Below are 18,705 nucleotides of genomic sequence, written 5' to 3'. Positions count from 1 at the left end.
GTTCACGGCCATAGCTTTCTCTTCTAACTAGGAGGGTGTTCTTTCTTTTCGAGATCTGTTAAAACCATATCAAGCACATAATGAGAAGATTGATGAAGTTCTTTAAATCTTTTCTTATCTACATCTAAATAATAACTATGCAAAATAAGCATTTCAATATTTTCATGCGTTGACTTTACTTGGTTGGGGTGAACACTTACACCCCTGTTTTTAACGAAAAGCTCAGCTTCTTTCAACCAATCCTGTGTTAATTCAAACATCGGTTTGGTTTCTTCTTTTACTTTGTTAAAAAATGCATGATCCTTTTTATCAATAGGACCTTCCGAGCGAAGAAACGTCTCATGACGTTGATCAATTAATTCTTTAATTTTATTTGTAAGTTCACGTAGCGTCATTACCCACCCTGCCTTTTTCTCATACCATATCATTCTTTATACTGCCTAAGCAAAGTTCATCCAACTGATTTTTTCCTAGAGGATAAATGAAGATTTCTTTTGTATCCCGATTTTTGTGTTTTTTTTACGTCCTTTATTTGTTCTCTTAAATGTATGACTTCTTCTTTGAGTTGATCAATTTCTTTACGGTGAGAAACAGCCATCGTAAAAACAATTTCGTCCGCTTTTAAAGATAAACGCTTTTCAAGCAGTTCAAACTTTTCTTTCAGCTGAACAAATTGACGCTCATAAGTAGCACGGGAAACTGATTGATCTTTACTCATTTAATCTCCTCCTATTTAAGCTCTTGCTATGATAATTCTGGATCTTTTGTATAACTCCTTTGAGGATGACAAAACTAGAATTAATGCAACAAAGAAAGACATCTTATAGATGAAGGAGGTCCATCATGAGTAAAAAACAAAAGAAAACCCAAAAGAAAAAGCCAACTCCCGCTAAAACGGATAACCCTAAATTAGCAGGTGAGAACAGACCTTCCACGTAATACTTTCTTAAAAAAACGCTGCTGTATGAGCAGCGTTTTTTTTAAAACAACCTACCCTGAAAATAAGATGGCGCAACGAATTAATATACAGTGGATTTTTTTACTTATGCTTTATTGATTATAATTTGTCGTATCATGTTTCACGTCGTATAATTAGATGAAACCTTTTGTGGGTTTCGTTCGTTAATTAATTGTAGTTAGAGGAGGAATTTTTTTAACACGAACAACTCTTTTTTTGTTATGATACGTTCATGATGTTAGGAGGGAATGTTTGTGAATTACCCAAACGGGAAAAAGTCCCCTGCCCGAGCTTCGTATACTAAAACCAAACCCGATTTTAGCAATAGGGGAATGACTTTAGAGGATGACATAGCTGCAACTAATGAATATTACCGCATCGCAAACATTGCAAATATCCATAAAAAGCCTACACCGATTCAAATCGTAGATGTACATTACCCTAAACGAAGTGCGGCTGTTATTAAGGAAGCATATTTTAAACAAGCTTCCACAACTGATTTTAACGGAGTTTATCGAGGACGTTACGTGGATTTTGAAGCAAAGGAGACAAAAAACAAGACGTCATTTCCTTTGAGTAACATCCATCAGCATCAAATTGATCACATGAAGGATTGTCATCAACACGGTGGAATTTGTTTTCTTATCGTTAAATTTACTGTGCATGATGAAACCTATCTTTTCCCTGCAGAAAATTTGTTTTCTTATTGGGAAGTTCAATTAAATGGCGGGCGAAAATCGATACCTTATCTTGATATTAAAGAAAAAGGAATTGCCCTTAATTTTCACTTTCAAGCAAGAGTCGATTACGCCAAAGCTATAGATAAGCTCTATTTTTGAATGGAGGAATGACGACATGGCCAATGAAAGTCAGTCGAGAGCAGCAAGAAGAAAGCAACTTAACACGAAAAAGTCAAAAGGCCGGAAACGACCATCAGTTAAATCGATTTTTATGACGTTATTAACAATTGGAATCGTTCTTATGTTGGCTGTAGGGGCTTTATTCGCCTACTACATCGCTAAGGCACCTGCGTTAGATGAAGAGCAATTATCTGATCCCTTTTCTTCTAAAATTTATGATAAAGACGATAACTTAATAACAGATGTAGCTGGAGATGAGAGACGTACGAGAGTAAGTTATAATGATCTTCCCTCTCAAACCGTTGATGCAGTTCTAGCTACTGAAGATGTTCGTTTCTTTGATCATTTTGGTATCGACCCTAGGAGGATTGGAGCGGCCGTTCTTTCCAATGTCACAAGCGGTTTTGGATCAGAAGGTGCAAGTACCATAACACAGCAGGTCGTTAAGCGTTCTTATTTAACAAGCGATAAAACGTTAGAACGTAAAGTTCAAGAGCAATTCTTAGCGATTAAATTAGACCAGCAGTATTCTAAAGAATCGATTTTAGAAATGTATTTAAACAAAATTTATTACGGTCAAGGGGCTTACGGAATAGTTGAAGCAGCTGATACCTATTTTGGTAAAGAAGATTTAAATGAGTTAACACTGCCAGAATCAGCTTTGCTAGCAGGTCTTCCGCAGAGACCCTCCGGCTATGATCCTTACGAGAATCCTGATCTAGCTCAGAAGAGAATGAACACCGTGCTTAATTTAATGGTTCAGCACAACAAGATTACTGAAGAAGAAGCGGAAGAAGCAAAACAAACGAACGTAGAAGATATGATTGTAGAAGATACTGAAGAGGAAAACACTCCATATCGCGCATTTATTGACCAAGTTGAAAAAGAAGTGAGCGCGAAAATGGATGATGCCAATATTTACGAAGATGGACTAAATATCTATACTACAATTGATCCTAATGCTCAAGAATATGTAGAACAAGTATTAAACGATGAAACAGTTCCATGGCCGGATGAAGACCTTCAATCTGGTATTGCAGTTACAGATACAAAATCAGGAGCCATTCGAGCTATTGGCGGTGGACGAAACTATACAAAAGGAAACTATAATTTTGCCACGGATATTAATCGCCAGCCAGGCTCAACTTTTAAACCGATCACGGCTTTCGGACCAGCCATTGAAAATGAAAAACTCTCTACTTATCACCAAATCAACGATGAAGAAATCGATATTAATGGATGGCAGCCTAACAACTATGACGGTGAATTTAGAGGCTGGGTCAGTATGAGATATGCACTTAGTCGTTCACTTAATATTCCTGCTATTAAAATGTTGGAAGAGACAGGGGTAGAGAATGCTAAACCTTTTGTTGAAGGTTTAGGTTTCAAGTTTGAAGATGACACCATGAATCTTTCTGACGCCATAGGAGGCGGTGTACTGACAAACCCTGTTCAGATGAGTGGGGCTTATGCAGCCTTTGGTAATGGTGGAGTGTATAATGAACCTCATACTGTCCGGGAAGTAGAATCTGCTGACGGACAGACAACTGATTTAAGGCCAGAATCTAAGTCAGCTATGAGCGACTCCACAGCTTATATGATAACCTCAATGCTTGAATCTGTAATGAGTGACGGTACAGGTACTGCAGCAAATATTCCAGGACTGCCGGTAGCAGGTAAAACAGGAACTACCAACCGCGAAACTAGTGATGGTCAAGACATTGTACCTGATGTTTGGTTTAGTGGTTATACGACTGACTATTCCGTTTCCATTTGGACTGGGTATAGTGATAATAACGTAAACTTGTCTGACAGTTCTCAACAAATTCCGCGGCAATTGTTTAAATCCGTTATGGGCCACATATCCGAAGGTAACGCTCCCGAAGATTTTCAAAGACCAGATTCGGTCGAATGGGTTGATGTTGAAGACGGTTCTCGCCCGGCGGAGCTTCCTAGTGACTACACTCCTGAAAGTCAAATTGTAAGTGAGTTATTCCACGTGGATAACAAACCGACTGAAACGTCCGAACAATTTGATAAAATGGATGCAGTCGGAGGATTAACAGCCACATACAACGAAGATACAGAGGCTATAGATTTAGAATGGAGCTATGATGATGACGATGTTACCTTTGAAGTATCAGTGGCTACAGATGGCGGAGATGCTCGAGAACTGACTACAACGCAGAGTCAAAGCATGGAAATCTCTCAAATTCAACCTGGTTCCACCTATGAATTCACTGTTATTGCCGCAAGTGACAGCGGGGATGCTGAAGAAAGCGATCCTCAATCGGCCAGTGTTACAGTTCCAGGTGGTGAAGAAGAGTCAGAAGAAACGGAAGAGGAATCTGAAGAAGAATCCGGAGAAGAAACGGAAGAAGAAACTGATGAAAACAGCGAGTCAGATGCCGAAGACGAATCTAATGATGAAGGTGAATCTGAAGAAAATACTGAAGAAGAAAACAACGGAAATGGCAACAATGATGATAATAATGGAAACAGTGGAAACAATGAAAACGAGGATAGTGAAGAAGAAAGCTCTCCTACCGAAGAAGAGGATACTGAAGAGACTGAGGAATCACCAGAGCCTGATGACGAAGGCTCTTCTGAAGAAGAGGATTCTTCAGGTGAAACTAATGAAGAGCCAGAAAACGAGGAACAATAAAGAAAAACTCCAAGACCATCTTAAAGTGTACCCTTCGTAAAGGACATTTTTAAAAAAACTAGGCAACGTGATTAAGAAGATGATTCCTGCAAAAAGCAGGAGTCATTTTTTTTAGGTTCCATTGCCCTCTGAAATGGTTGTGTCATATAACTTTTGACCTCTCGCTTTATTTCCTCGAATGTTCTACAAGATGTAAGATCGATTTCATCCTTAAAGTGACCAAAAAAGGATTCTTGTGGGGCATTATCCCAACAGTTCCCTCGGCTGGACATGGACTGCCCGAGGCTATGTTTCTTTAATAATTTTGATACTCAGGAGGTGTATAGTGTGTTCCTTTATCGGAGTGGATGAAGGCTACCTCTGCCAAGGTTATGGCCAGGTTCTTCATCAATTTATCAATAGTAAGCGTTGCGAGCTCCATCGTTATAGGGTCACATGATAAGCCAGAATTTGATTGGTCGATCCATCCTTAATTGTTGCTAAATAGGCTTTCTGCCGATCATATCAATATCAAAGCAGTTTTCTTGAAAGATCTGAGATGTAGTTTTTTCTTTTCATATTCCAAGCGCTTGAATACGTCTGTGTAAGTGATCCCCTTTGTAGAGACAGTTTTCACGTAAGTTTTCGCTTGTAGGGCTTGAACATCTTTATCGCTAAATAATCATTTACTTATCTTCTCATCTCCGTACGAATTGAAATTGTCCCTATTATACAGAAAAGTACCCTATAGAGTAGACTTTTTTTAAAGTGTCTATTCAATAGGGTACTTTTTATCCCTGACTTGGAGTTTTTTATTGCATTAATTTTTCCTCTTTACGCTTTCTCTTCTGTCCTTCCCTACACAAAAATAACAAGGGGCATTCATGACAGTTCGGGTTTTTGGCTTTACAATGATAACGGCCAAAAAAAATCATTCGATGATGCGTGTCACTCCACTCTTCCTCTGGAATCTTCTGCATCAGCCTTTTCTCTACTTCAAGTACTGAATCTTTATAACGGCATATACCTAGTCTTTTAGAGACTCGCTCCACATGAGTATCCACCGCAATAGCCGGTTCTTTAAATGCTACCGAAGCTACAACATTTGCAGTTTTTCTCCCTACTCCAGCTAAACTTTCCAATTCTGCCTTTGTCTGAGGAACTTGCCCATTAAACTTTTCAAGCATTGTACGACTTAACTTTTGAATATTCTTTGCTTTACTTCTATATAATCCAATTCTGCGAATATCTTGTTCTAATTCTTCTAGCGGTACGTTTACGTAATCTTCGGGAGTTTTATATTTTTCAAAGAGTCCTGGTGTTACTTTATTCACTAATGCATCTGTAGCCTGAGCTGACAAAACGACAGCGATAAGTAACTCAAAAGAATTTTTATGGGTTAATTCACACTCTGCTTCAGGAAACATTTCTTCAAACGTATTCAAACAATACCTTATTTGAGCTTTGTTTAACATATACCTACCTCTTTTACTCTTCCTCTAACCAATTGTAATATAAGGAAATATCACGTTTTTCCGGTGGCTTAGGTGAAGCTGTGTTTTTCGTCTGACCTTGTCTGAATTTTTTACCATGCTGTCTAGCTTGATCTACAGTCTGAATGCCCTTTCTCTTCCACTCTCTTAATATCCGATCGATGTATTTAAAATTTAATTTACCCATTAATACAGCTTCTCGAAGCGCAGCTTTAATTAAAGCCGGTTCCTGCTCCTCTTGATCAAGCCATATATTTATATTCTCAATTTCAAATGGAGATAATGGGCGTCCAAATTCTTGTTCAAATAGAGGAAATAAATTTTCAGGCTGAGCAGTTGGCTCTTTCTGCTCTTTTGGCTGTTGAAATAACTTTTCCCAAAGCGGCTCTAATGAATAGCATTCATTGCCTACCTGCTGTTCCCTGTCTTTTTGCTCAATGGTCAGAAGCTGTTTTTGAATAAGGCTTCTTAACACTCTTGAACATTCTTCTTCCGTAAAAGAAGTACGGTTGGAAATTTCTCCTGGAGTAGGAAAAGAGTTCCCGTCCATGTGGAATTGATGAATTTGTAAAACCGTTACAAGCTCTTTTTCTGCAATACCTAACCTTCTATAGTGAGTGATTAACGTCTTAGGCAAGGAAATTTGACTATCAAGTACGGCTTGGTAATTATAATAACTAGCGATTTCCATCACCTCATTCTAGGATGCTAAATAATGAAAACACCGACAGGGTTAACGGGCATCGGTGCTTTCATCTTTCTGTATTAAGGATATAATCGGTTCAATAAGCGCGGGAATGGGATGGTTTCACGTACATGTTCTACTCCAGAAATCCATGCCACTGTACGTTCAAGACCTAAGCCAAATCCTGAATGCGGTACCGTTCCATATTCACGAAGCTGCAAATACCATTTGTAAGCTTCTCCAGTTAAATCATGCTCCTCGTAGCGCTGTTGCATGAGCTCTAAATCATCAATACGCTGAGATCCTCCAATAATTTCCCCATACCCTTCAGGTGCAATTAAGTCAGCACATAATACTACTTCTGGACGCTCTGGGTCAGGTTTCATATAGAAAGCTTTAATCTCAGCAGGATAGTTCGTAATAAATACTGGCTTATCGTAGCTCTCTGCTATCACCGTTTCGTGAGGGGCACCAAAGTCTTCCCCCCATTCGATATCATCAAAGCCTTTCTCTTTCAGCAGCAGTACAGCATCATCGTAGCTGATTCTTGGAAAAGGAGCTTTAATTTTCTCAAGTACACTTGTATCTCGGTCAAGAGCTTCTAAATCCAGCTTGCAATTTTCTAAGACTGATTGGACAACATGGGATACATATTGTTCCTGAACTTCAAGACTGTCGTTATGATCCATGAACGCCATTTCTGGTTCTATCATCCAAAATTCGATAAGGTGACGACGAGTTTTAGACTTTTCCGCTCTAAATGTAGGACCGAAGCTGAATACTTTTCCTAGTGCCATGGCCGCTGCTTCCATATATAACTGTCCACTCTGGGACAGATACGCATCTTCGTCAAAATATTTGGTATGAAAAAGTTCAGTGGTTCCTTCTGCAGAAGAACCAGTTAAGATTGGCGCATCTACTTTCACATAACCATTTTGATTGAAAAATTCATAAGTTGCACGGATAATTTCATTTCTGATTTTCATTACTGCGTGTTGTTTTCTTGAACGTAGCCATAAATGACGATGATCCATCAAAAATTCTGTTCCGTGTTCTTTAGGAGTAATCGGATAATCTTTTGCTTCTTGAATAACCTCGAAGTTGCTAACTTGCATTTCATATCCAAAAGATGAGCGGCTATCCTCGACTATTACCCCTGTAACATAAAGAGATGATTCTTGAGTTAGGCCTTTTGCCTCCTGAAACTTGTCCTCGCCAAGTTCTGCTTTAACAGCTACCCCCTGCATAAAGCCGGTTCCATCTCTTAACTGTAAAAAGGCGATTTTACCGCTCGACCGCTTATTGTGGAGCCAGGCTCCTATCGTTACTTCTTCACCTACAAACTTAGATACCTCGGCAATCGTTGTTTTCACTGTTTAAACCTCCAAATTTCACTTATGATTGACGCATTTCAATAAATCGTTTAATTCGCTTAGCTGCTTCTTCTAATTGTTCTAAAGAAGTTGCATAGGAGAGACGCACATTGTCCGGAGACCCGAAACCAGAACCAGGTACGAGAGCCACTTTTTCTTCATCAAGCAAGTCTTTAACCCAGTCATCCACACTATCAACCCCGCATATCGTTGCTGCTTCCTTCACATTAGGAAACAAGTAGAAGGCGCCTTTTGGTTTCTCGCAATGGACACCGGGAATCTCTATTAACCAGCTGTGCAGCTTAGCTAAACGCTCCTTAAAAGCATTTCTCATTTTTTCCACATCTTCGTCAGAACCGGTATAAGCTGCAAGAGCACCATATTGAGCTAATGAAGTGGGATTAGAAGTCGAATGAGAGGCCATGCTTGTCATGGCTTTGATTATATCTTTATTTCCTAGAGCATATCCAATTCTCCATCCAGTCATCGAATGAGATTTAGATACTCCATTAATAATAATCGTCTGCTCATAAAGCTCAGAAGAAAGCTGGGCAATTGAAACATGCGCTTCTTCTGTATAAATTAATTTTTCATAGATTTCATCAGAAACGATTAATATGTCATGTTTTAAACAAACTTCACCTATTGCTTCCAGTTCTTCTTTAGAATACATCATCCCTGTAGGATTGCTTGGTGAATTAATAATTACTGCTTTTGTTTTATCCGTAATGGATTGTTCAAGCAGTTCCGGGGTCAGCTTAAATTGCTGATCTTCTTTCGTTTGTACGATAACTGGACGACCTTCTGCCAGCTTAACTTGCTCAGGGTAACTTACCCAATAAGGAGCTGGAACCACCACTTCTTCTCCTTTGTTTAGCAATACTTGGAATAAAGTAAACAAGGCGTGTTTGGCTCCAATTGTTACAATGACTTGTTCCTGGGTATAAGTAAGATTTTGATCCTTTTTCATTTTATGAATGATGGCATTCTTCAAATCTGGGATGCCGCCTGAAGGGGTGTATTTCGTTAAACCTTCATCCATAGAACGTTTAGCTGCTTCGATAATATGCTCTGGAGTGTTGAAATCAGGTTCTCCGGCCCCTAAAGCAATAACATCATGACCTTCTGCTTTTAGGGCTTTTGCCTTTGCTGTAATCGCTAATGTGCTTGATGGTGTTAAAGATTGTACTCGCTGTGCTAAATTCAATTTGGTCACTCCTTAAAATAATTATGTTTGGCGAAACGCAAAACGTTGTACTTCCTCGCCGTTTCTAACGTCTAAGTATTCAAAAACATAACGGTTACTCTCATCCTTATAAGTAACTTCCCAGACAGGTCGATTTTCTTCAAATGCAAGCTGAACATCTACAAATTCACAACCATTACACTGGTTTACATTTCTTCTAGCCGAATTTTCATCAATCATGTCTGCTGCAGATATAGTAGACACCTCTTCTTGATTAACAAAATCAATAAAAAGATATCGTTCTTCGTTCTGATCGTCCATACCATTAACGATATGAATAGGAGTCTCCCCATTATAACGGGTCACTTTATCCACACTTTCAAGAAGTCCTTCACCTAATACAAATTCACTCACTTCATCGTATTGACTTGTACGCGTATTTTCAATATGAAAATACATCCAAGTCAGCAATCCTATTCCTATAATCAATAAACTACCGAAAATGAGAAGAACCCATTTCAACCACTTAGGTACGGTAAATTGTGAAGACCGCTGTGTCCCGATCATCTTCATCTAAAGCCATTCCAAACATTAGATTTTCTTCTTTTAACGTACGATTCAGCGTATCTACGATTTTGTATAAATCGTCCGTTTTCTGCACACGTACTGTGGAAAGGGTTTCTACTTTATTCGCCATTAGACATATCTCCTAACTCTTTATACATTGGTTCTTTTTCGGTAAATACCTAATCTATTATAACAGGTCTCTCGTTCTTTTAATAAAAATTCCAATATTTATAGCCAATTCTGAGCTTGTTTTATTAAATTCGTAGTTGAGTCATACGTCACTGGAATATCTGGTATCGAGGAAATAAAATACTTCCCATAACGTGCCTCCATAATCCGATGATCACAGACGAAAACGATTCCTCGATCCGTACTGGATCGGATTAATCGTCCAAACCCTTGTCTGAATCTAATAATAGCTTCTGGCAGTGAATAATCCATAAAAGGATTTTTTCCTTCTTTTTTAATTACCTCTTCCCTAATACTTTGGACAGGCTGCCCAGGAGGCTGAAAAGGAAGTCGCACAATCATTAAACAAGATAGATCATCACCAGGAATATCAACCCCTTCCCAAAAGGAGCTTGTTCCTAATAAAACCGATTGATCGAAAGCTTGAAAGTTCTTTTTTAAACGATCTCGACTTCCACTAGAAATACCTTGACCGAAAATCATATATTCTTCTGGATTAATCATCTCTTTTAACAAGTAATATGTTTTTTTCAGCATATCATATGAAGTAAATAATACGAGCATTCGCCCTTTAGTGACTTGTGATAATGAATAAATGGCTTCACTTACCGAATAGATAAATTCTTCTTGATCCTCTCTTACATTCGGAAAGTCATTTGGAATCATTAACCTCGCATTTTGGTCGAACTTATAAGGTGAAGGGAGAACTTTTTCAATAACTTTATCTTCTTTTATAAACCCTATGGTTTTTCTTATGAAGTCAAAAGACTGTGCTGTTGTAAGTGTCGCACTAGTAAGTACAATACTTTCTTTTCGTGTAATGAGCTTTTTGCGAAGAAGTTCATCAAGGTTCACGGGTTCACTGTACATATAAAAGGAATGTTGATGTCCGCTCCCTTCTATTTCAACCCATTTGGCTTCTTCCAATGATTCTTCTTTAAAGTATCTACCAAGCTGATCCACAATATTAAAGCATACATTTTCATACTGTTCGAGCCGCGAAACTAGTATGGCTATGGGCTCTGTTTGTTGAACAGCTATAAATTGATTAATAATTGTCCTTAATATTCTCTTTATTAATAAGATTTTAGATAAAAAGCGCTCCATCATTTCAGCGGCTGTCGATATCATAGCTTCGTCTTTTGAATGAAGAAGAGAATATTGGACACGGCCTATATCACTTTTCGTTTTACTAGATGGACGATTTCGTTTAATACTATGATAAATAAACTTCGATAGTTGACTTAACTCTTCTTTAGCCTGTTCAACTGCTTCACGGCTTTGTTCTAATTTTGTATTAATAACTGGAGAACCACTGGAAAGAAAACGATCAGAAAGTAATTCATTTAGATGAGTCAACTGACTTTGTAATTCTTTGTAATTAAGTTGAACACCAAAATATCGACTTGCAACGGTAGTAAATTGATGGGCTTCGTCAATGATAACTTTTTCGTAACTCGGTAACTGTTGCTGGTCACTGATTAAGTCTAAACTTAAAAGTGAATGATTCGTAATAATAACATCTGCATACTCCGCTTTTTCCTCAGCGAGCGCATAAAAGTAGTTTTCTTCTTTTTGATGTTTAACAGATTGTTCGGCTGAAATTTTATGCCAAAATTGCTGCCCGTTTGATGGAAGCTGAATTTCTTCAATATCACCTGTATACGTTTGAGACAGCCAAACAAGTATCATAGCCTTAGCCAACGCTTCATCATAGTTATCTAAATAAGAGTTTTCCAGTTCATAACTGAAATGAGACAAACTAATATAGTGCGCTTTCCCTTTGAAAAGCTCAACTCGTATTGGCTCATTAAATAATTTTTCAAGCTTAGGTACTTCTTCATGAAGTAATTGATTCTGTAATGAAGTCGTGTAAGTAGAAACCACGATTCTTTGGTTGTTTTTTATCGAATAGTATAGTGCAGATAATAAATAAGCAATAGATTTTCCTGTTCCGGCTCCAGCTTCTATTAAAGCATGCTGAGAGTCTGTAAGAGCACTATATATAGATTCAGACATTTCTCTTTGGCCTGCTCTAGTCTCATAAGTAGGAATGGATCCCTTAAGTCCTTCTTTCCCTTCAAAAATATGAGTCATCCATTCTGAAAAATTTTTTGTGACGACTGGTTTTTCTTTTTTATCAGGTGTGAGTTTTCTAACAGCAATACCGTGCATAATTCTGTAATGCTGCATACCTTTTACAGAATACCTTGCTTGATCAATGGCTTCTTCAATAAATGGTCTCATCTGACTTTTTAACTTTTCAGTAACTTTTAATAATTGTGTTAGCGTGTGCTCTGGTAATTCTTTTAGGCGCTCTAATAGACAAAGTAATAGCTCCCCTGTAACCTGAGCATCTGATAAAGCTCTGTGAGGACGGTCATGTCCTAAATTCATCTGCCCGGCTAAATGTCCCAATTTGAAACTCTCAGAAGAAGGAAATAAAATACGAGCCATCTCTACTGTATCAATAATAGGATTAGTTAAGGCAGGCAATCCGCAATTCTTAAGCTCTGCGTTTAAAAAGCCGAGGTCAAATTCAACGTTATGAGCTACTATGTAAGCATCGTTAAATAAATGGTAAACTTCGTGTGCAATTTCTGAAAATAAAGGTGCACCGATGACATCCTCATCATCGATTCCGGTTAAAGAGGATATAAATGGAGGGATCTCACGCTCTGGATAAACGAGTGCCGAAAATTCTTTAACGATTTTTTTTTCTTTAATAAGTACAATTCCAATTTCTATGATTCGATCTTGTTTTGAAGATGAATTTCCTGTTGTTTCAAGATCTACTATGGCAAATGAAGCCATGACAAACCCTCCTTAAACACGCACAATAACATAAAGTAAGGATCTTTGCCGATTACTTACATGGGCTAAGATCCTTACCGACACTCCAAGACTTTAGGGATTCAACGCTAAATTATCGCTGGTTAAGATTATAGGGGGAGCACCGTCAATGGAGATTCTTCTTCAATGATCTCCATTACTTGATTGTCTTCACTCATAATGGCAATTTTAGGTTTAAACTCAGCCATTTCTTCTTCGTTCACTATAGCATAAGAGACAACAATAATGACATCATCCGGCTGAACCAGCCGGGCAGCTGCACCATTTAAACAAACAACTCCACTACCTCTTTCTCCAGCTATTACATATGTTTCCAACCGAGCTCCGTTGTTATTATTTACAACCTGTACCTTTTCATGCGGGAGTATGTCGACTTTATCCATTAGATCCTGGTCAATTGTTATGCTTCCTACATAATTAAGGTTAGCCTCGGTGACCCGGGCACGGTGTAATTTTGCTTTCATCATTGTTCGAAACACGATGATGACTCCTCCTTGAACAATTACCCTGTTATCACTCGGCTTCACTAAACACGATATTATCAATAAGTCTGGCTCGCTTATAGTTGACGGCTATCGCGAGTATGACCTGACGATCTATTAAATTAACGCTTTCGAGTTCAGGGTATGATAGTAACTCAATATAATCTATTTTACCATGACTCCGCTCTTCAAGGAACTGTCTGGTTTTTTTAATAATATAATTGACGTTACTTTCTCCAGAGTCATATAGCTCTTTCCCATATTGTAAAGCTTGAAAAATAGCAGGTGCTTCTTTTCGTTCCTCATCGCTTAAATTAACATTTCTGCTGCTCTTAGCTAAACCATCAGACTCTCTCACTGTAGCAACCGGCTTCAGTTTTACAGGGAAGTTAAAATCTTTAATAAGAGCGTCAACTACTGCCACTTGCTGAGCATCCTTCATTCCAAAATAAGCGTTAGTAGGCAGACAAATATTGAATAACTTAGTAAGGACAGTAACTACGCCCTCAAAATGGCCCGGTCGACTGCGTCCGCATAGAACATCAGCTCTTCTTATGACTGACATTTCTATCGATAAAGAATGAGGATACATTGTTTGCTCTGTAGGAAAAAATACGAGGTCCACTCCGTGCTCTTGAGCCAGTTGTAAGTCAGTCTCTTCATCTCTTGGATAAGAATCTAAATCCTCATTCTCTCCAAACTGCAGCGGGTTTACAAAAATGGATAGAATAACAAAGTCATTTTCATTTTTGGCTTCCTGTATGAGTTTGAGGTGTCCTTCATGTAAAAAACCCATAGTAGGCACGATCCCGATGCTTTTACCGTCCAGCTTAACTTGTTGAGCTTTCTGTTGTACTTCAGCTATCTGTTTGAAAACTTCCATTTTTGCTAACTCCTTATTGCTTTGGAAGCGATTCTACCTCCATTGTGAATGTATGTTCTTCACCAGGAAATTCTCCTGATTTCACTTCCGTTACATATGACTTTACAGCTTCTTTGAGGTGTTCATTACCATTAAAATAAGCTTTAACAAATTTAGGCAAGCGGTCGACTCCATATTTTAAGATATCATGATATACGAGCACTTGACCATCAACCTCCGCGCCAGCTCCTATCCCAATTGCAGGAATCTTAAGTTGTTTTGTAATCAACGAGGCTAATTCTTTCGGTACACATTCTAATACCAGAGCCATTGCACCGGCTTCTTGAATTTTTTTTGCGTCGTCAATCATTTGATAAGCAGCTTTCTTTTCTTTCCCTTGAACTTTATACCCGCCTAAAACGTTAACAGACTGCGGCGTTAACCCTAAATGCCCTACCACAGGTATACCTGCAGCAGTTAATGATTCAATCGTATGCAGGACGTTTCCTGCCCCCTCTACCTTTAAGGCTTGAGCTTCAGTTTCTTGATAAATCTGCTTAGCATTTTTAAGTGTATCTTCCAAAGATACATGATAAGACATAAATGGCATATCTACTACGACAAACGTATCCCCGGCCCCTCTTCTTACAGCTTTACCGTGATGCACCATATCTTCCACAGTAACAGGAATGGTAGAATCGTATCCTAGTACTACCATTCCAAGACTATCTCCTACTAAGATCATATCAGTTTCGGCTTCCTCAGCCACCTTCGCTGAAGGATAATCATAAGCAGTAAGCATAGTAATCTTATCTTTTTCTTCTTTCATTTTCATGAGTTTAGTTTTATTTAGCATCATATCCTCCTTCTCCCCAATGAATTTCTGCGGAATAAAGTTTTTCTTCGTTCCCATATAAGTCTCTTGCTTTTAAAGCACCATCAGGTTCAATCCCTATCAACTCGGCTTTCCATTCTTTTTTCATCGTCTTAATGGTCACTTGTTCACCAATCTTATACCCATACTTCTCCCAAATCTTCTTTACCTGTTTAAAGCCCTGCGACATAAATTGATCATAAGTTTCTTCAAATTGATGTAAAATGCTCTGAATAGTTTCGGCGATTGACCACTCCTCCTCTGATTCGATACGTAAGGAAGATGCTTTATGTCTTAAGTCCTTTTGAATATCTTCAGCAGCCTGATTGACATTGATGCCGATCCCGAGCACTATATATTGAATTTGATCATGTTCTGCCTGCATCTCAGTAAGAATCCCTGAAACTTTTTTATGTTTTATAAGAATATCATTCGGCCATTTAATTTGAGGCTTCAGTCCCGACTTGCGGGCGAACACCTCTGCGAGAACGGTAGCCGCTAACAGCGTTAGCTGGGGAGCTTGGACAGGCATAAGCTCAGGACGTAATAAGATACTCATCCATATTCCTTTCCCTTTTGGTGAATGCCAGGGTCTTGACATACGTCCTTTCCCTTTCACCTGCTCATCTGCCATAACAACAGTACCATGAGGTTTTCCTTGTTTTGCAAGCTGGTGTGCAATATCCTGGGTCGAATCCACTTCTCTATAATGATACAGCTGATGTCCCAGCCAATCATTGTTTAACCCCCATTGAACTGTGTTTTCACTCACTTTATCAGGAGAGGATATAATTCGATAACCTTTTCTTTGGAGAGCTTCAATTTTATAACCGTCCTTTTCAAGCTCTTTCATATGTTTCCATACGGCTGTACGTGATATTTCCAGTTGTTCTGATAACTGCTGTCCTGACACATATCCGTCCTTTTTAACCAACAGTTGGATTAATCGGTTTCGGGTGGATTCCATGTTTTTATCCATTCCTTTATCGCTTGATTTTCGTTAGGGATGAGTTCTAGTACCACAGCTTTTTCTATTTTGTTCAAGAAATCTCCAATCCATGGTCCTTTTGTTTGACTCGGATATTCTTTCATTAAATCTTCGGCTTTGAAATCTAATTGCTTTCGGGAATGTATCGGCAGTTTATCGTAAACTTCCTGAACATAAGAATGTTCGATGTTTACATCGATGGCCTGCAGTACATTGACTAGACTCTCAATTAAATGAGAGGGAACTGGATATATAACCTCAGGCAGCGGTTTGTGATCATATGAATGCACCGCTTCATAAATAATTAACGAATTTCTCTTTACCAGGTTGGATTGTTTCCAAGCTTTAATCCATTCTGATATTTCATAGGGAGAGCCTTTTTCACAATAAAAAGGAATGAGTTCTGAAAAACCTTGTAACCGTACAGAAGGTATAACTTTAATCTGCTCTGAATTTTCTTTAAACAAAGGTAAATAATGATGAACCTTAAGTTTTTCTAAGTGAAGGAGAACGGCTTTATATTCTTGACCTTTACATAATTTTTCAAATTCTACGGCTATACGCTCAATAGAAATTTTCGATAAAAGGGAAGCTTGATACGAAATAGCATCACTGATATATTTGTCCAAACTGAAGCCGAGTTGACTTGAAAAACGCAAGGCTCTCATCATACGTAACGGATCTTCGCTAAATCGTTCTTTAGCATCACCAACGGCCCTTATCAACCCTTTTACCAAATCTTCTTGTCCGCCGTACGGGTCAATTAAGTGCCCTTCTCCATTTAGTGCCATCGCATTGATGGTGAAATCTCTACGCGCTAAATCCTGCTCAACTGAACGGACAAATTCGACCTGATCAGGATGGCGAAAATCATTGTACCCTTCCTCCGTACGGTATGTAGTGATCTCGTAGGATTCCGAGTCGTAACGAATAAGAACAGTGCCATGCTCAATGCCGATTGGGACAACCTTAGAAAATAACTTGCTAATTTTATGAGGGGTAAAAGAAGTAGCTAAGTCAACATCTTCTATAGGTCTTCCTAGAAGTGTGTCACGAACGGCCCCTCCCACTATGTGTGCCCTGCCTCCTGCATCTTCAATGATTTTTACAATTTCTAATGCTTTAGCAATTTTTGAGTTCATGTTCCATCACCTGATTGTAAAGTTGTTCATATTGCTCAACAATAGCTGTGGATGCAAACTTCTCATGAACAAGAGATTCTGCATCTTTTGAGAATTGTTTTATTTTAACTTCATCGGATAATAAGTCAATGGCTAGTCTCGAAATTCCTGAGACGTCTCCCAGCTCGCCAATATAGCCTGTAACACCATGCTGAATAACTTCGGGTATGCCTCCAATATTTGTTCCAATACAAGGTACACCGCAAGACATTGCTTCAAGCAGCACTAGTCCAAAACTTTCTTTTTCAGATAAGAGCAGCTTTAAATCTGAAATAGCCAGGAGTTCGCTTACATTTTCTTGTTTGCCTAAAAATAAAACATACTCTTCAAGTTCTAACTCTTTTACAAGGTGGTAGCAATTAGAATACTCCGGACCATCACCAACCAAAACAAGCCTGCTAGGTATTTTCTTGACGATTTCGGCAAAAACACGGATGACATCATCCACTCTTTTTACTTTTCGGAAATTAGAAATATGAATAATAACTTTTTCATCCTCCGACATCCCATACTCTTCTTTTAATGTGGGTGTAGGAATACGATAATACTCCCGCTCATCAACAAAGTTATAAATGACATCAATATTTTTTGTTGTATCGAGTTGCTCTCTCGTTTGTTCAACTAAACTGTGGGAAACGGCTGTGACACAGTCTGATTGCTCAATACCAAAGCGTATCATACGTTTTAAAGTTGAATCGATTCCCAATACAGTAATGTCAGTGCCATGCAGAGTTGTTACAATTTTCACATCTCTATTACACATTTGTTTAGCCAATATAGCTAATACAGCATGAGGCATAGCGTAATGCACGTGTAAAATGTCCAATTCTTCTCGATCGATTACTTCCGCCATTTTGTTTGCAAGTGATAAGTCATATGGGGGATGTTGAAAAACCGGATAATTGCTTACTTCAACTTCGTGATAAAAAATATTAGGGTAAACGCGATTGAGACGAAATGGGACTTGAGAAGTGATAAAATGAATTTTATGCCCTTGTTCTGCTAGTAGTTTACCTAATTCCGTTGCAATTACCCCGGATCCACCGACTGTAGGGTAGCAAGTAATACCTATTTTAGTCATAAAAGTTACACCTGATCTTTCCTGTCTTTAACTACTTGTCTCCAGTTAATCTCTCCACGATCTAACGCACGAATCATAATTTCAGCACCCGCCATATTAGTAGCCACAGGAATTTGATGTACATCACATAGCCTTAAAAGAGCTGTTATATCTGGTTCATGAGGTTGAGCTGTTAAAGGATCACGAAAGAAGATAACCACATCCATTTCTTCATTGGCAATCCTCGCGCCTATCTGCTGGTCCCCTCCAAGCGGTCCAGATTGAAAGCGTACAACGGGTAAACCTGAAGCCTCATTTATTTTCTTTCCTGTTGTACCAGTTGCAAATAAATCATGTTTTTTTAAAATATCACGATAAGCAGTAGCAAAATTAATTATTTCCGTTTTTTTCTTATCATGTGCAATAAGAGCAATATTCATTTCTTTAACC

At 38.5% G+C, this 18,705-nt stretch carries 18 protein-coding genes and 1 pseudogene; 2 read left to right on the top strand and 17 right to left on the bottom strand.

Annotation, left to right across the window (positions count from 1 at the left end; translation table 11 throughout):
- Positions 1 to 23: 23 nt before the first annotated feature.
- Both ACGTNH_RS10345 and ACGTNH_RS10340 read right to left on the bottom strand, forming a co-directional pair.
- Positions 24 to 395: a DUF1798 family protein gene (locus tag ACGTNH_RS10345; RefSeq protein ID WP_394586636.1), complete on the bottom strand. Its 372-nt coding sequence runs from the start codon at positions 393 to 395 to the stop codon at positions 24 to 26.
- 56 nt (positions 396 to 451) lie between these two features.
- Positions 452 to 718: a hypothetical protein gene (locus tag ACGTNH_RS10340; RefSeq protein ID WP_394586635.1), complete on the bottom strand. Its 267-nt coding sequence runs from the start codon at positions 716 to 718 to the stop codon at positions 452 to 454.
- Positions 719 to 1,212: 494 nt separating this feature from the next.
- Here ACGTNH_RS10340 and recU point away from each other — a divergent pair, with 494 nt between their 5' ends.
- Positions 1,213 to 1,797 (top strand): Holliday junction resolvase RecU, encoded by a 585-nt coding sequence (recU, locus tag ACGTNH_RS10335; RefSeq protein WP_394586634.1) that lies wholly within the window; start codon positions 1,213 to 1,215, stop codon positions 1,795 to 1,797.
- A 16-nt stretch (positions 1,798 to 1,813) separates the two neighbouring features.
- Entirely contained in the window at positions 1,814 to 4,483 is a 2,670-nt protein-coding gene (locus tag ACGTNH_RS10330) for a PBP1A family penicillin-binding protein (RefSeq protein WP_394586633.1), read from the top strand.
- A gap of 58 nt (positions 4,484 to 4,541) precedes the next feature.
- On the opposite strand, the pseudogene ACGTNH_RS10325 reads toward ACGTNH_RS10330, so the two are convergent.
- The 15 genes and pseudogenes from ACGTNH_RS10325 to ACGTNH_RS10255 all read right to left on the bottom strand — a co-directional run.
- Positions 4,542 to 4,978 (bottom strand): annotated as a pseudogene (locus tag ACGTNH_RS10325) (IS3 family transposase); the annotation flags it as partial.
- A 296-nt stretch (positions 4,979 to 5,274) separates the two neighbouring features.
- Positions 5,275 to 5,937 carry an endonuclease III gene (nth, locus tag ACGTNH_RS10320; RefSeq protein ID WP_394586631.1) on the bottom strand — a complete coding sequence of 221 codons (663 nt, stop codon included), beginning with the start codon at positions 5,935 to 5,937 and terminating at the stop codon, positions 5,275 to 5,277.
- Positions 5,938 to 5,950: 13 nt separating this feature from the next.
- The gene (locus tag ACGTNH_RS10315) at positions 5,951 to 6,646 is read right to left on the bottom strand and encodes a DnaD domain-containing protein (RefSeq protein WP_394586630.1); all 696 of its coding nucleotides are present in this window, start codon (positions 6,644 to 6,646) and stop codon (positions 5,951 to 5,953) included.
- Between the two features lie 74 nt (positions 6,647 to 6,720).
- Positions 6,721 to 8,013 carry an asparagine--tRNA ligase gene (gene asnS / locus ACGTNH_RS10310; protein WP_394586629.1) on the bottom strand — a complete coding sequence of 431 codons (1,293 nt, stop codon included), beginning with the start codon at positions 8,011 to 8,013 and terminating at the stop codon, positions 6,721 to 6,723.
- Between the two features lie 22 nt (positions 8,014 to 8,035).
- Positions 8,036 to 9,220, bottom strand: a complete 1,185-nt coding sequence (locus tag ACGTNH_RS10305) for a pyridoxal phosphate-dependent aminotransferase (protein ID WP_394586628.1) — start codon at positions 9,218 to 9,220, stop codon at positions 8,036 to 8,038.
- 21 nt (positions 9,221 to 9,241) lie between these two features.
- Positions 9,242 to 9,772: a cell wall elongation regulator TseB-like domain-containing protein gene (locus ACGTNH_RS10300; RefSeq protein WP_394586627.1), complete on the bottom strand. Its 531-nt coding sequence runs from the start codon at positions 9,770 to 9,772 to the stop codon at positions 9,242 to 9,244.
- A complete protein-coding gene (locus ACGTNH_RS10295; protein WP_188375887.1) occupies positions 9,726 to 9,896 on the bottom strand; it encodes a YpmA family protein in 171 nt (56 codons plus the stop codon). Before ACGTNH_RS10295 ends, ACGTNH_RS10300 begins: the two co-directional genes overlap by 47 nt.
- A 98-nt stretch (positions 9,897 to 9,994) precedes the next feature.
- Positions 9,995 to 12,769, bottom strand: a complete 2,775-nt coding sequence (gene dinG / locus ACGTNH_RS10290) for an ATP-dependent DNA helicase DinG (protein ID WP_394586626.1) — start codon at positions 12,767 to 12,769, stop codon at positions 9,995 to 9,997.
- A 128-nt stretch (positions 12,770 to 12,897) separates the two neighbouring features.
- Positions 12,898 to 13,287 (bottom strand): aspartate 1-decarboxylase, encoded by a 390-nt coding sequence (gene panD / locus ACGTNH_RS10285; RefSeq protein WP_394586625.1) that lies wholly within the window; start codon positions 13,285 to 13,287, stop codon positions 12,898 to 12,900.
- Positions 13,288 to 13,321: 34 nt separating this feature from the next.
- A complete protein-coding gene (panC, locus tag ACGTNH_RS10280) occupies positions 13,322 to 14,173 on the bottom strand; it encodes a pantoate--beta-alanine ligase (RefSeq protein WP_394586624.1) in 852 nt (283 codons plus the stop codon).
- Between the two features lie 13 nt (positions 14,174 to 14,186).
- Positions 14,187 to 15,008 carry a 3-methyl-2-oxobutanoate hydroxymethyltransferase gene (panB, locus tag ACGTNH_RS10275; protein ID WP_394586623.1) on the bottom strand — a complete coding sequence of 274 codons (822 nt, stop codon included), beginning with the start codon at positions 15,006 to 15,008 and terminating at the stop codon, positions 14,187 to 14,189.
- Entirely contained in the window at positions 14,998 to 15,993 is a 996-nt protein-coding gene (locus ACGTNH_RS10270) for a biotin--[acetyl-CoA-carboxylase] ligase (RefSeq protein WP_394586622.1), read from the bottom strand. The genes panB and ACGTNH_RS10270 overlap by 11 nt, the downstream gene beginning before the upstream one ends.
- Complete coding sequence (locus ACGTNH_RS10265; protein ID WP_394586621.1) at positions 15,969 to 17,156, bottom strand: CCA tRNA nucleotidyltransferase; 1,188 nt, start codon at positions 17,154 to 17,156, stop codon at positions 15,969 to 15,971. The genes ACGTNH_RS10270 and ACGTNH_RS10265 overlap by 25 nt, the downstream gene beginning before the upstream one ends.
- Positions 17,137 to 18,276 carry an N-acetyl-alpha-D-glucosaminyl L-malate synthase BshA gene (gene bshA / locus ACGTNH_RS10260; protein ID WP_394586620.1) on the bottom strand — a complete coding sequence of 380 codons (1,140 nt, stop codon included), beginning with the start codon at positions 18,274 to 18,276 and terminating at the stop codon, positions 17,137 to 17,139. Before bshA ends, ACGTNH_RS10265 begins: the two co-directional genes overlap by 20 nt.
- Before the next feature lie 5 nt (positions 18,277 to 18,281).
- Positions 18,282 to 18,695 carry a methylglyoxal synthase gene (locus ACGTNH_RS10255; RefSeq protein ID WP_394586619.1) on the bottom strand — a complete coding sequence of 138 codons (414 nt, stop codon included), beginning with the start codon at positions 18,693 to 18,695 and terminating at the stop codon, positions 18,282 to 18,284.
- Positions 18,696 to 18,705: the final 10 nt, after the last annotated feature.

This window comes from Halobacillus sp. B23F22_1 (assembly GCF_043497005.1).
In the GTDB taxonomy this organism is placed as follows: Bacteria; Bacillota; Bacilli; order Bacillales; family Halobacillaceae; genus Halobacillus_A.
This window is presented reverse-complemented; position numbering and strand designations above follow the sequence as displayed.

Coding starts and splice junctions, on each gene's coding strand:
- ACGTNH_RS10345 (WP_394586636.1), bottom strand. CDS start 395: ATGACGCTACGTGAACTTACAAATAAAATTAAAGAATTAATTGATCAA.
- ACGTNH_RS10340 (WP_394586635.1), bottom strand. CDS start 718: ATGAGTAAAGATCAATCAGTTTCCCGTGCTACTTATGAGCGTCAATTT.
- ACGTNH_RS10330 (WP_394586633.1), top strand. CDS start 1,814: ATGGCCAATGAAAGTCAGTCGAGAGCAGCAAGAAGAAAGCAACTTAAC.
- nth (WP_394586631.1), bottom strand. CDS start 5,937: ATGTTAAACAAAGCTCAAATAAGGTATTGTTTGAATACGTTTGAAGAA.
- ACGTNH_RS10315 (WP_394586630.1), bottom strand. CDS start 6,646: ATGGAAATCGCTAGTTATTATAATTACCAAGCCGTACTTGATAGTCAA.
- ACGTNH_RS10300 (WP_394586627.1), bottom strand. CDS start 9,772: ATGAAGATGATCGGGACACAGCGGTCTTCACAATTTACCGTACCTAAG.
- ACGTNH_RS10295 (WP_188375887.1), bottom strand. CDS start 9,896: ATGGCGAATAAAGTAGAAACCCTTTCCACAGTACGTGTGCAGAAAACG.
- dinG (WP_394586626.1), bottom strand. CDS start 12,769: ATGGCTTCATTTGCCATAGTAGATCTTGAAACAACAGGAAATTCATCT.
- panC (WP_394586624.1), bottom strand. CDS start 14,173: ATGGAAGTTTTCAAACAGATAGCTGAAGTACAACAGAAAGCTCAACAA.
- panB (WP_394586623.1), bottom strand. CDS start 15,008: ATGCTAAATAAAACTAAACTCATGAAAATGAAAGAAGAAAAAGATAAG.
- ACGTNH_RS10270 (WP_394586622.1), bottom strand. CDS start 15,993: ATGGAATCCACCCGAAACCGATTAATCCAACTGTTGGTTAAAAAGGAC.
- ACGTNH_RS10265 (WP_394586621.1), bottom strand. CDS start 17,156: ATGAACTCAAAAATTGCTAAAGCATTAGAAATTGTAAAAATCATTGAA.
- bshA (WP_394586620.1), bottom strand. CDS start 18,276: ATGACTAAAATAGGTATTACTTGCTACCCTACAGTCGGTGGATCCGGG.
- ACGTNH_RS10255 (WP_394586619.1), bottom strand. CDS start 18,695: ATGAATATTGCTCTTATTGCACATGATAAGAAAAAAACGGAAATAATT.